General features: G+C 73.4%; 9 protein-coding genes. 6 read left to right on the forward strand and 3 right to left on the reverse strand.

Going from position 1 to position 12,998, the window contains the following annotated elements:
- The first annotated feature begins 152 nt into the window (after positions 1-152).
- Genes QP089_RS01640 through QP089_RS01655 form a run of 4 tightly spaced genes read left to right on the forward strand, consistent with a single transcriptional unit; the run spans position 153 to position 4,750 of the window.
- Positions 153-1,352: a branched-chain amino acid ABC transporter substrate-binding protein gene (locus QP089_RS01640; RefSeq protein ID WP_285909326.1), complete on the forward strand. Its 1,200-nt coding sequence runs from the start codon at positions 153-155 to the stop codon at positions 1,350-1,352.
- 10 nt (positions 1,353-1,362) lie between these two features.
- A complete protein-coding gene (locus QP089_RS01645) occupies positions 1,363-2,262 on the forward strand; it encodes a branched-chain amino acid ABC transporter permease (RefSeq protein ID WP_285909327.1) in 900 nt (299 codons plus the stop codon).
- On the forward strand, positions 2,259-4,019 hold the full coding sequence (locus QP089_RS01650) for a branched-chain amino acid ABC transporter ATP-binding protein/permease (protein WP_285909328.1): 1,761 nt from the start codon (positions 2,259-2,261) through the stop codon (positions 4,017-4,019). The genes QP089_RS01645 and QP089_RS01650 overlap by 4 nt, the downstream gene beginning before the upstream one ends.
- Positions 4,016-4,750 (forward strand): ABC transporter ATP-binding protein, encoded by a 735-nt coding sequence (locus QP089_RS01655; protein WP_285909329.1) that lies wholly within the window; start codon positions 4,016-4,018, stop codon positions 4,748-4,750. The genes QP089_RS01650 and QP089_RS01655 overlap by 4 nt, the downstream gene beginning before the upstream one ends.
- Here QP089_RS01655 and QP089_RS01660 read toward each other — a convergent pair.
- Positions 4,734-6,863, reverse strand: coding sequence for a dehydrogenase E1 component subunit alpha/beta (locus QP089_RS01660; protein WP_285909330.1), 2,130 nt, complete (start codon positions 6,861-6,863; stop codon positions 4,734-4,736). The genes QP089_RS01655 and QP089_RS01660 overlap by 17 nt on opposite strands.
- Before the next feature lie 227 nt (positions 6,864-7,090).
- Here QP089_RS01660 and QP089_RS01665 point away from each other — a divergent pair, with 227 nt between their 5' ends.
- Both QP089_RS01665 and QP089_RS01670 read left to right on the forward strand, forming a co-directional pair.
- A complete protein-coding gene (locus QP089_RS01665; protein WP_285909331.1) occupies positions 7,091-8,629 on the forward strand; it encodes an aldehyde dehydrogenase family protein in 1,539 nt (512 codons plus the stop codon).
- A 5-nt stretch (positions 8,630-8,634) separates the two neighbouring features.
- Complete coding sequence (locus tag QP089_RS01670; RefSeq protein WP_285909332.1) at positions 8,635-9,777, forward strand: NAD(P)/FAD-dependent oxidoreductase; 1,143 nt, start codon at positions 8,635-8,637, stop codon at positions 9,775-9,777.
- Positions 9,778-9,791: 14 nt separating this feature from the next.
- Here the strand turns inward: QP089_RS01670 and QP089_RS01675 are convergent, their stop codons facing one another.
- The gene (locus tag QP089_RS01675) at positions 9,792-10,718 is read right to left on the reverse strand and encodes a LysR family transcriptional regulator (protein ID WP_285909333.1); all 927 of its coding nucleotides are present in this window, start codon (positions 10,716-10,718) and stop codon (positions 9,792-9,794) included.
- 62 nt (positions 10,719-10,780) lie between these two features.
- The gene (paaZ, locus tag QP089_RS01680) at positions 10,781-12,820 is read right to left on the reverse strand and encodes a phenylacetic acid degradation bifunctional protein PaaZ (RefSeq protein ID WP_285909334.1); all 2,040 of its coding nucleotides are present in this window, start codon (positions 12,818-12,820) and stop codon (positions 10,781-10,783) included.
- Positions 12,821-12,998 lie beyond the last annotated feature (178 nt).

The raw sequence follows: 12,998 nt of genomic DNA on the forward strand, positions 1-12,998 counted from the left end.
GATCCTCGCGAGCCGCCGCCCGCGCTGTCGAGACCGGAAGGGCAAGCGGTGCTTACCGATCACGACATGAGATCGCATGCTTCGTCGTCTCGACGGCCGTCCGCGGACGGATCACGCTTTTGCCAACCCGCCTGACGAGCGAGGGAGCAGCGATGACGGCCACGACACCACGGCGCCGCGGAGCGCGATCGCACGGGCTCGCGGCGGCCGGCGCCGGGCTGCTGCTGGTCCCGCTCGCCGCCGGCTGCGGGTCGGGCGGCTCCGGCGGCTCGGGCGACATCAAGATCGGCGTGCCGGCCCCGCTCAGCGGCGACTCCGCGTCCGCCGGCCAGGACATCCTCGCCGCCGCGAAGGTGGCCGCGGATGAGGTCAACAAGGCCGGCGGGGTGAAGGGCAAGAAGATCAAAATTGTCCAGGCCGACGACCAGTGCAGCGCGCAGCAGGGCGCGCAGGCCGCGCAGAAGCTGCTCAACAGCGGCGTCGTGGCGGTCGCGGGCGGCTACTGCTCGGGCGCCGCGGTGCCCGCGATCCCCATCTACGGGCGGCGGAGCGTTCCGTTCGTCATGGACGCCTCGACCAACCCCTCGCTGACCGACACCGGCAAGGGCAAGGTGTTCCGGACCTGCGGACGCGACGACAACCAGGGCCTGGTCGCCGCGAAGTTCATGACCGGGCCGCTCGGCGCGAAGCGGATCGCGCTGCTTCACGACAACACCACCTACGCGAAGGGCCTCGCGGACGCGGCGGCGGCCTCGGTGAAGCAGGCCGGCGGGCAGGTCGTCTACGAGGACGCGCTGCAACCCGGCCAGTCCGACTACAGCCCGGTCCTGACGAAGGTCGCGTCCACCAAGCCGGACGTCCTGTACTTCACCGGCTACTACGCCGAGGCGGGGCTGCTGATGAAGCAGCGCAAGCAACTCGGGCTGAAGTTCACGCTGATGGGCGGGGACGCCACCACCGACTCGACCGTCCTGAAGACGGCCGGCTCAGCGGCGGAGGGCTACATCGCCACGACCGCGCCGCTCGCCAAGGACCTGCCGGCCGCGTCGGCGTTCGTGTCGGCCTACAAGGCGAAGAACGGCGCCGACCCCGGACCGTTCTCCGTCTACGAGTACGACGCCGTGAAGATCCTCGCGAAGGTCATCGGGCAGACCGGCACGAAGGGCACCGACATCATCAAGAGCCTGCACGGCGTGAAGGACTTCCCCGGCATCACCGGCCCGATCACCTTCGACGCGAAGGGCGACCGGACCGACCCGCTTTACATCACCGTCCACGTGCAGAACGGCGCGTTCACCGCCTACAAGAAGCTCGACAAGGGCGGCGCCTGGGTGGACGCCAAGAGCTCGTGAGCGCGGCGGCATGAGCGAGTTCGTCCAGTACCTGGTGAACGGCCTGACGATCGGGGCGTTCCTGGCGCTGATCGCGCTCGGCTACTCGATGATCTACGGCGTGGTGCGGCTGATCAACTTCGCGCACGGCGACGTGTTCATGATCGGGGCGTTCGCCGGCTACGGGGTGCTGACCACGCTCGGCGCCACCGGCGGGGCGGCCTGGCCCGCCGTGCTCGCCGCCGTGGTGGCGGGCGCGCTGGCCACCGGGGTCGTCGGCACCGGGATCGCCCGCGCCGCCTACGTGCCGCTGCTGTCCTCGCCGCGCCTGGCGCTGCTGATCGCCGCGATCGGGGTGTCGCTGGCGCTGGAGGAGGGCGTGAAGGACCTGACGCACGCCCGGTTCAGGTCCTATCCGGGGGTGCTGGACGGCGGCCGGATCTTCAGCGGGACCGTCCGCGTCACCTACGGCCAACTCGCGCTGGTGCTGCTGTCGCTGGTGCTGATGGCGGCCCTGTGGCTGTTCGTCACGCGCACCGTCACGGGGACGGCGATGCGGGCGCTGGCGATGGACCGGGACGCGGCGCGGCTGCAGGGCATCAACGTCGAGCGGCTCGTCCTCGTCACGTTCTTCGTCGGGTCCGTGCTCGCGGGCGCGGCCGGGGTGATGTACGGGCTGTACTACGTGCAGATCAGCTTCGGGATGGGCTTCCTGATCGGGCTGCGCGCGTTCACCGCCGCGGTGCTCGGCGGGATCGGCAACCTGCCGGGGACGATGGTCGCGGGCGTGTGCATCGGGCTCGTCCAGTCGTTCGCGGCCGGGTACGTCTCGTCCCGCTGGACCGACGTGATCATCTTCGGGCTGCTGATCGCGGTGCTGGCGCTGCGGCCGACCGGCCTGTTCGGCGAGCGACTCGTGGAGCGCGCATGAAGGCCCGGGCCGCGCTCCTGTGGAACCGGGCGCTCCGACACGGGGGCTGGCCGCTGCTGGTCGTGCTCGCGCTGGCCGGCGGGCAGGTGATGGACGACTACCAGGTCACCGTCGCCGGGACGATCCTCATCTACGCGATCCTCGGGCTCGGCATCAACATCGTCGTGGGCTACGCGGGGCTGCTCGACCTCGGCTTCGCGGCGTTCTTCGCGATCGGCGCGTACACCTCCGGGCTGCTGATGGTGAAGTGGCACTGGAACTTCTGGCTGACGCTGCCGGCGGCGGTGCTCGCCGCGGCCGCCGCCGGGGTCGTGATCGGGTATCCGACGCTGCGGCTGCGCAGCGACTACCTCGCGATCGTCACGCTCGGCTTCGGCGAGATCATCCGCATCACGGTGGTGAACCTCGACGTCACCGGCGGCCCGAACGGGCTGACCGGCATCCCGCCGGTCCCGGTCGGCGGCCGGGAGATCGTCACGCCCACCGGCTTCTTCCATCTGGCGCTGGCGTTCTTCGTCGTGGTGCTGGTCGCGACGGGCCTGCTGGCGCGGACGCGGCTGGCGCACGCGTGGCGGGCGATCCGGTCCGACGACACCGCCGCCGAGGCGGTCGGCGTCCCGTCCCGCCGGGTGAAACTGCTCGCCTACGTGCTCGGCGCCGCCGTCGGCGCGGTCGCGGGCCCGCTGAACGCGGCGCAGCTCGGCACCATCGACCCGTCCAGCTTCACGTTCCTGACCTCGCTGATGATCCTGCTGGTGGTGATCATCGGCGGGATGGGCAGCCGGCCGGGGGTGATGGTCGGCGCGGTCGTGATCGTCGCGCTGCCCGAGGCGCTGCGGACCGTCCAGGAGTACCGGGGGCTGTTCTTCGCGCTGCTGCTGATCGTCATCGTGATCCTGCGCCCGCAGGGCGTGTGGCCCGCGCGGCCGGCCCGGTTCCGGTTGCCCGCGCGGGCCCCGGCCGAGGCGCCGCCGGGCCCGGCGGAGGAGGGCACGCTGCTGGAGGTGGACGGCCTGACCCGTGCGTTCGGCGGCGTCACGGCCGTCGAGGACCTGCGGCTGCGCGCCGGCGCCGGCCAGGTGGTGAGCGTGATCGGTCCGAACGGGGCGGGCAAGACCACCGCGTTCAACTGCATCACCGGGCTGATCCCGCCGTCGCGCGGCACGGTGACGCTCGCCGGGCGGCGGGTGCGCGGGCTGTCCCCGCACCGGGTCGCCGCCGCCGGGCTGGCCCGCACGTTCCAGAGCATCCGGCTGTTCGACGAGATGACCGTCGCCGAGAACGTGCTGGTCGGCCGGTTCGCCCGCGACCGTGCGCTGCTGCGGCCGCCGCGCCGCGCCGACCTGGACGCCGTCCGCCGCTGCCTGGACTTCGTCGGGCTGGCCGGCGCGGCGGACCGTCCCGCCGGGGGCCTCGCCTACGGCGACCGGCGGCGGCTGGAGATCGCGCGGGCGCTGGCCGCCGAGCCGCGGGTGCTGCTGCTGGACGAGCCCGCCGCGGGCGCCAACCCGACCGAGAAGCGCGCGCTGATGGAGCTGATCGCGCGGATCAGCGGGCTCGGCACGGCCGTCGTGCTGATCGAGCACGACGTCGCGCTGGTCATGTCGATCTCCGACCGGGTCACCGTGCTGGAGCACGGCCGGGCGATCGCGGAGGGCCCGCCCGCCGAGGTCCGGGCGGACCCGCGGGTGATCGCGGCCTACCTCGGCGTGCCGGACGATCCGGAGACCGACGTCGTCGCGGAGGTGCTGGGGTGACCCTGCTGCGGGTGACGGACCTGCACAGCCGCTACGGGCAGGTCGAGGCATTGGCCGGGATCTCCTTCGAGGTCGCCGAGGGCGAGATCGTCGCGCTGCTCGGCAGCAACGGCGCGGGCAAGACGACCACCCTGCGCACCGTCACCGGGCTGCACCGCGCCCGGTCGGGACGGGTCGAGTTCGACGGCCGCGACATCACCCGGCTCGACGCGCACCGGGTCGTCGCGGCCGGGCTCGGGCACGTCCCGGAGGGCCGGCGGGTGTTCCCCGCGCTGACGGTCGCGGAGAACCTGCTGCTCGGCGGCTACCTGCGGCGCCGCGACCGGGCGGCGGTCAGCGCCCGCCGCGAGGAGGTGTACGCGATGTTCCCGCGCCTCGGGGAGCGGCGCGGGCAGCTCGCGGGGCTGCTGTCGGGCGGCGAGCAGCAGATGCTGGCCATCGGCCGCGCGCTGATGCTGCGTCCCCGGCTGCTCGCCCTGGACGAGCCGACGATGGGGCTGGCGCCGCGCACGGCGCAGCAGGTGATGCGGGTGGTGCGCGAGATCCGGGACCAGGGCTCGACGATCCTGATCGTCGAGCAGAACGCCCACCAGACGCTCCGCCTCGCCGACCGCGCGTACGTGCTGGAGACGGGCCGCATCGTGCTGGACGGCCCGGCCGCCGAGCTGGCGGGCGACGACCGGGTGAAGGCCGCCTACCTCGGCGGCGATCCGGTCATCGAGACCGGTTGAGCAGCCTCGCGGCGGCACCGACTATGGCGTCCTCCGAGAGCAGCACGTGGGCCGCCGCGTCGCCGAGCGGGATGAAGCTGTCCTCGCTGGTGACGCGGGCGGCTCGGCCGTCGAACCCGGCGTCGACGAGGGCGGTCAGCACGCCCTCGGACACGCCGCCGGTCCGCCTCGTCTCGTCCGCGACAAGGACGGCGCCGGTCGCGCGGGCCTCCCGCAGCAGGTCGTCCACGGGCAGCGGGGCGAGCCAGCGCAGGTCGAGCACGCGGCACTGAACGCCCTCGGCCTCCAGGCGGCGCGCGGCCCGCAGGCTCATGCGCAGCCCGTTGGCGAACGTCACGATGGTCAGGTCACGCCCGTTCCCGTAGGTGCGGCCGCGTCCCAACGGCACCCTGCCACCGGCCGGGGCGAGCCACCCGCCGTCGCCCTCTTCGTGCAGGTCACGGGTGTGGTACAGCGCGATCGGCTCCAGGAACGCGCAGACGCGCCCGTCGTTTTCGGCGGCGTCCGTGCAGGCGCGCAGCATCCCGGCGGCGTCGTCGGGCCGGGCCGGTGACGCGACGACCAGCCCGGGGACGTCCCGCAGGGCCGCCACGGCGTTGTCGTTGTGGAAGTGCCCGCCGAAGCCCTTCTGGTAGGCGTAGCCGGCGATGCGGACGACCATCGGGTTGCGGTACCGGCCCGACGAGAAGAACGGCAGCGTGGCCGCCTCGCCCCGGATCTGGTCGGCGGCGTTGTGCAGATAGGCGAGGTACTGGATCTCCGGCACGGGCAGCATCCCCGCGAGGCCGAGCCCGAGCGCGAGGCCGAGGATCGACTGCTCGTCCAGGATCGTGTCGAACACCCGCGCGGCCCCGGCCCGCTTCAGCAGGCCGCGCGTGACGCCGTAGACGCCGCCCTTGCGCGCGACGTCCTCGCCGAACACGAGCATGCCCGGACGCTCGGCGAGCAGGTCGCCGAGCGTCCGGTTGATCGCCTGCGCGACCGTCACGGGCTCGCCCTGCCCGCGTTGCTCTGTCGTCGGCGCGGGATCGCGGTACGTGATCGGCGCCATCACCTCGGCGGCGGACGCCAGCCGCGGGGCGTCCCGCACCTGCGCCGCGCGCCGCAGGACGTCGTGCCGCTTGGCCTCGTACAGCCGGACGATCTCGTCGGCGGTCGCGATGCCCCGGTCGACGAGGAGCCGCGCGGTCCGCAGCAGCGGGTCGGCGTCGAGATCGGCGGCGATCTCGGCGGGCGTGCGGTAGGCCGACTCGACGTCCGAGCCGGCGTGGCCCATCAGCCGGACGGTCCGCAGGTGCAGGAAGGCGGGGCGGCGATGCTCACGGACCCAGTCCGCGGCGCGCCGGGACGCGGCGTAGGCGTCCTCCAGGTCGCAGCCGTCGGCCTGGAAGTAGGCGAGGCCGGGCCGCGAGCCGTAGGCGGCCTCGATCCAGCCGGGCGGGGTGCGGACGCTGATGCCGATGCCGTTGTCCTCGCAGACCAGCAGCAGCGGCATCGGCAGTCCCTGGAATCCGCAGTTGACCGCGGCGTTGATCGCGCCCGCCGCCGTCGAGTGGTTGGCGGACGCGTCGCCGAAACTGCACACCGCCACGGCGTCTTGTGACCACGGCGACGCGACGCCGAGGCGCGCCGCGCGCTCGATCGCGAACGCGACGCCGAGGGCGCGCGGCAGATGCGAGGCGATCGTGGAGGTCTGCGGGACGATGTGCAGGCGGCGGCTGCCGAACACCTTGTGCCGCCCGCCCGCGATCGGCTCCTCTGCCGCCGCGACCACGCCCAGCAGCACGTCCCGCAACGGGTCGCCCTCGCCCGCCTGCCGGGCCCGCTCCAGGAAGAACGCACCCGACCGGTAGTGCAGGAGCGCCGGGTCGTCGGGGCGCAGCGCGGCAGCCACGGCGGCGTTGCCTTCGTGGCCGGACGACCCGATCGTGTAGTAGCCGCGGTCCTGGGAGCGCAGCCGGCGCGCCGCGAGGTCGAGGTGTCGGCTGCCGAGCTGGGCGTCGAACAGCCGCAGGCACTCGGCGTCGCCGAGTGGGCCGGGCGCCTTCGGCTCGTCCGGCGGCTTCAGCGACGCGGCCTGCTCCAGGAAGTGGGCGTCGGCGGGCTCGGCCATGCGGGCTCCTGCTCCTGCGGTGCGGTGGACGGTCCGGTAACGAGCATCATGCGCGCACGCCGTCCGGGTCGACCCGTGCGAGGCCGCGAACCGGTTGCCGGTCGGCCAAGGGACGCTTAACGCGCGTGCTCGGCGGGCGAAGACCCAGCCGGGCTTGGCCTCGGGATAAGCAAGCCGTGCTCTGACCGATCTTGGCCGGGCGGCCCGGCCCGTTCAGTGTGGGAACCGTGCTCACCTCCGTCATCGGCGGCGCCCGGATCCCGGCGGGGCCGCGCTCGTACCGTTCCACCGACCCGTCCCGGACCGCCGACCTGGTCGCGGAGGTGTCCCTCGCGGACGCCGCCGGCCTCGTGCGGGCCTGCCGCGCGGCGCGCGCGGCGCAGGACGCCTGGCGCGACGTCCCGGCGCCAGTCCGCGGGCAGGTCGTCGCCTCGATCGGCCGGCTGGTCGAGGCGAACAAGCCGGCGCTGGCCCGCGTCGTGGCGCGCGAGGTCGGCAAGCCGTACGCCGAGGCGCTCGGCGAGGTCCGGGAGATCGCCGACACGTGCGCGTTCTTCCTCGGCGAGGGGCGGCGGCTGTACGGGCAGACCGTCCCGTCCGAGATGCCGGACAAGCAGCTGTTCACGTTCCGCGACCCGGTCGGCGTCGTCGCGGTCGTCACGGCGGGGAACTTCCCGGTCGCGGTGCCGTCCTGGTACATCGTCCCGGCGCTGCTGTGCGGGAACGCGGTGGTGTGGAAGCCCGCCGAGTACGCGGCGGCGTGCGCCGAGGCGTTCTACCAGCTGTTCGCGCACGCGGGCCTGCCCGACGGCGTGCTCAACCTCGTCCACGCCGACGGCCCGGAGACCTACGCCGGGCTGGAGCGGGCGCTCGGCGAGAGGCTCGTCGACAAGGTCGGGTTCACCGGGTCCACGGAGGTCGGGTCGCGGATCGGCGAGCTGTGCGGACGCCACCTCCAGACGCCGTGCCTGGAGCTGGGAGGCAAGAACCCGATGGTCGTGACCGAGGACGCCGACCTTCCGCTCGCCGTCGAGGGCGCGCTGTTCTCCGGCTTCGGGACGGCCGGGCAGCGCTGCACGTCCCTCGGGACGGTGATCGTGCACGAGTCGCTGCACGGCGCGTTCGTCCGGCGGCTGGACGAGGCGGTGCGCGCGGCGCCGGTCGGCGACCCGTTCGAGGACGTCCTGTACGGCCCGCTCATCAACGAGCGGTTCGCCGACGGCTTCGAGAAGACGCTCGGCTGGGTCGGCGGCGGCCACACGGTGCACGGCTCGTCCGGCACCGGGCGGATCACGGCGGCGAACCCGCGCGCCGGCTTCGTCGGCGAACCCGAGGCGGGGCTGTTCTACCACCCGGTGATCGTGGACGGCGTCGGCCCGGCCGACGAGCTGTTCATGAACGAGACGTTCGGCCCGATCATCGGCGTGACCCCGTACCGGACCCTGGACGAGGCGATCGCGCTGGCGAACGCGCCCGGCTACGGCCTGTCCGCGTCGATCTACACCAGGGACCCGGCGAAGGTGTTCCGGTTCCGGCGGCGGATCTCGGCAGGGATGGTCAGCGTGAACAACTCGACGTCCGGTGCGGAGGCGCACCTGCCGTTCGGCGGCAACGGGCGGTCGGGCAACGGCAGCCGCCAGTCGGGGGTCTGGGTGCTGGACCAGTTCACCCGCTGGCAGTCGATGAACTGGGACCACTCGGGGCGGTTACAGAAGGCGCAGATGGACGTCCGGGAGATCGTCCCCGACCTCGACTTCCGGCTGTAGTCGCCATGGAGACCGCAGCGGACGTCGTCGTCATCGGCGGCGGGGTGATGGGGACGAGCATCGCGTTCCACCTCGCCGAAGCCGGAGTGCGGGTGATGCTCGCCGAGCGGGACGAGCTGGGCTCCGGGTCGACGTGCAAGGCGGCGGGCGGGGTCCGGGCGCAGTTCTCCGACGAGGTGAACATCCGGCTCGGCGCCCGCAGTCTGGAGGCGTTCACGCGGTTCCGCGAGCGTCCCGGGCAGGAGATCGACCTGCACCAGGTCGGCTACCTGTTCCTGCTGTCGCGGCCCGAGGACGTCACGGCGTTCGAGGAGAGCGTCGCGTTGCAGAACGACCTCGGCGTGCCGAGCCGGATGATCTCTGTGGCGGAGGCGCGGCGGCTGTCCCCGCTCATCGAGACCGGCGGGCTGCTGGCCGCCGCGTTCTCCCCCGACGACGGGCACTGCACGCCGGAGTCGGTCGTCCTCGGCTACGCGACCGCCGCGCGGCGGCACGGCGCGACGATGCTCACGCATTGCGAGGTGCTCGGCATCGATGTGAGCGGCGGCGAGATCCGGGCCGTGGAGACCTCGCGGGGGCGGATCGCCACGTCCACGGTCGTGTGCGCCGCCGGGGCATGGTCGGCGAAGGTGGGCGCGATGGCGGGCGTCGACCTGCCGGTGGAGCCGCTGCGGCGGCAGATCGCGTTCGCCGGGCCGATGCCGGACCTGCCGCGCCCGGTGCCGATGACCATCGACTTCACCACGTCGTTCTACTTCCACGGCGAGGGCGAGGGGCTGATGCTCGGCATGTCCGATCCCGACGAGCGGCCCGGCTTCGCGCTCGACCGATCGGACGCGTGGCTGCCGCGGCTCACCGAGGCCATCGCCGCCCGCGCGCCCCGCCTCCTCGACGCCGGGCTGGCCGGCGGGTGGGCCGGGTTGTACGAGGTCACGCCCGACCACAACGCGCTGATCGGTGAAGACGCCGGGGTATCCCGGTTCCTGTACGCGACCGGGTTCTCCGGCCACGGGTTCCTGCAAGGTCCGGCGGTCGGCGAGGTCGTCCGCGACCTGTACCTGCGCCGCGAGCCGTGCGTGGACGTCGCGCCCCTGCACGCCTCGCGGTTCGCCGGCGAGCGCCTCCGTCCGGAGATCAACTGCGTCTGAAGCGTGCCCGCGCTTCAGGGGCCGGTGGCCCCGCTGATCTCCGCCTCGACGTCGCGCGCGACGTCCATCAGCCCGCGCAGCGCGTCCTTGACCAGCGGGTTGGTGTTGGTGGCGCGGCGCAGGACGGTCACGTGGCGGCGCGGGGTGCGGCGGCTGAGCCGCAGCGTCCGCAGCCCCGGATGCGGGACGCAGCCGAGCGCCGGGACGAGCGCGATCCCGAGACCGCAGCCGACGAGGCCGCAGACCACCGCGTAGTCGTTGCTGCGGAAGGCGATGTTCGGCGTGAACCCGGCGGTGCCGCACAGCCGCAGCAGCGCCTGCGCGCCGCGGCTGTCGGGACGCCCGGCGATCCACGTCTCCGACTCCAGGTCGGGCAGCCGGGCGGTGCGGCGGCCGGACAGCGGATGGCCGGCCGGCACGCACAGCACCAGGCTCTCGTCCATCACCGGCGTCTCGATGACCTGGTCGGGCCAGCAGCGCGGGAACAGGTCGTACCGGTAGACGACCTGCAGGTCGAGGTCGCCGTCGAGCAGCTCGGGCAGCAGCTCGTCCGGCTCGCCCTCCGACAGCGTGATCTCGATCCCGGGCCGGACCCGCGACAGCTCCGCCAGCACCCGCGGCAGGATGCGGGAGCTGGCGGTCGGGAAGCTGCCGAGCTGCAGCGCGCCGCGCTCGCCGCTGGCGACGGTGCGCAGCTCCCGCTCCAGCGTCGCCAGCGCCGACAGGACGTCGTTGCCCTTGCTGACCAGCAGGAACGCCGCGCTGGTCGGCCGCACGCTGCGGGCCCGGCGCTCGAACAGCACCAGCCCGCAGGCGCGCTCCAGCGCGGCGACCTGCTGGGAGACGGCGGACGCGGTGTACCCGAGGTTGCGGGCGGCGTCCGCGAACGATCCGGTGCGCACGACCTCGCGCACCGTCTGGATGTGCAGGGGACTGATCATCGGTGCTCCCCGTCGCCGGCGGCGCTTCGACGTCTCCCCCGCGGACGCCCCCTCCTGCCGTTCTAACCGCGCTCGGACCGTTTGGCCACCAGCGTCAGCACGTCGTACTTGGCGACGGACGCGCCGTCCTGGTTGGTGACGTCGGTGTCCCAGCGGACCTCGCCGTAGCCGGCGCCCTCGCGCGGCGAGACCTGCTTGGCGGTGAGCGTCACCGTCAGCTCGTCGCCGGGCTTCACCGGGGTGAGGAACCGCAGGTTCTCCAGCCCGTAGTTGGCCAGCACCGGCCCCGGGTCGGGGTCGACGAACAGGCCCGCCGCGAACGACACGACGAGGTACCCGTGCGCGACCCGCCCGCCGAACAGCGGGTTGGCCCGCGCCGCCTCCTCGTCGGTGTGGGCGTAGAAGGTGTCGCCGGTGAACTCGGCGAAGTGCTCGACGTCCTCCAGCGTGACGACGCGCGGCCCGCCGACGGCGGTGTCGCCGACCCGCAGGTCCTCCAGGTACTTGCGGAACGGGTGCTCGTCGGTGACGGTGCGGTCGGTGCCGGGCACCCAGCGGCCGGTGAGCGCGGTGAGCATCGCGGGCCCGGACTGGACGGCGGTGCGCCGCATGTGGTGCACGACCCCGCGGATCCCGCCCATCTCCTCGCCGCCGCCGGCGCGTCCGGGGCCGCCGTGGACGAGCGCGGGCAGCGGCGACCCGTGGCCGGTGGACTCCTTGGCGTCCTCGGAGTTCAGCACCAGCAGCCGCCCGTGCCAGGGCGCCAGGCCGAGGACGACCTCGCGCGCGAACTCGGGGTCGGCGGTGACCACGGACCCGGCGAGGCTGCCGCGGCCGCGCGCCGCCAGCGCGATCGCCTCCGCCGCGTCCGCGTACGGCATGAGGGTGCTGACCGGGCCGAACGCCTCGACCTCGTGCGGCTCGGCGCGCCCGGTGTCGTCGGCGCGCAGCAGCACCGGCGACATGAACGCGCCGCGCTCTGCGTCCGCGCCCTTCACCTCGACCCGCTCGGGGTCGCCGAACACGATCCGGCCGGCGTCCGTCAGCGCCTTGAGCGACCGCCGGACCTCCTCGCGCTGGTCGAGGGTGGCGAGCGCGCCCATCCGCACGTCCGGGTCGGCCGGATTCCCGACGGTCACCCTCGCCAGCCGCTCGCGGACGGCCTCGGTGACGTCGTCGACGAGCGCGGCGGGGACGAGCGCGCGGCGGATCGCGGTGCACTTCTGCCCGGCCTTGACCGTCATCTCCGCGACGAGCTGCTTGACGTACAGGTCGAACTCGGGCGTGCCGGGCGCCGCGTCCGGGCCGAGGACCGAGCAGTTCAGCGAGTCGGCCTCGGCGTTGAAGCGGACGGCGTTGCCGACGATCGCGGGATGCGTGCGCAGCAGCCTCGCGGTGGACGCCGAGCCGGTGAACGCCACGATGTCCTGCTCGGTCAGGTGGTCGAGCAGGTCGCGCGGGTCGCCGCAGACCAGCTGCACGCTGCCCTCCGGCAGCAGCCCCGACTCGACGACCAGCTCGACCAGCCGGGCGGTCAGGTACGCGGTCTGGCTCGCCGGCTTGATCAGGCTCGGCACGCCCGCGAGGAAGGCCGGCGCGAGCTTCTCCAGCGGCCCCCACACCGGGAAGTTGAACGCGTTGATCTGCACCGCGACGCCGTGCGACGGCGTGCACAGGTGCTGGCCGACGAACGTGCCGCCCTTCCCGAGCGGCTCGACGGCGCCCTCCACCAGCACCGTGTCGTTCGGCAGCTCGCGCTTGCCCTTGCTCGCGTAGCCGAACAGCACGCCGATGCCGCCGTCGACGTCGAACTTGGAGTCGCCGAGCGTCGCGCCCGTCCGCGCCGACAGCGCGTACAGCTCCTCGCGGTGCTCTCTCAGGTGCGAGGCCAGGGCCTTCAGCAGCGACGCGCGCTGGTGGAAGGTCAGCTCCCGCAGCACCGGGCCGCCGACCGTCCGCCCGTGGTGCAGGGCGGCGCCCATGTCGATCCCGGCCGAGGAGATCCGCGCGATCTCCTCACCCGTGACGGCGTCGTGCAAGGGCGCTCCCTCGTCCTCCGGAGCACGCCAAGAACCGGACACATAGCTGCGCAGCACGACCACCGGGACCTCCTCGTCCGTACACCTCTGGTTCTTCCTGCCACGATCGGCGTCCGTTCACGCCTGGCAGACATGACAGCCGCGGCGGGGTTTCTTTGTCGACATGGCGCCCCGCCGGAGCGAGGCGCCGAGCGGACAAAAGGACGAATCTTGTGATTCTGTTCCTCCGTTCACTACGCTG

This window comes from Actinomadura opuntiae, from assembly GCF_030283205.1.
Taxonomy (GTDB): domain Bacteria; phylum Actinomycetota; class Actinomycetes; order Streptosporangiales; family Streptosporangiaceae; genus Spirillospora.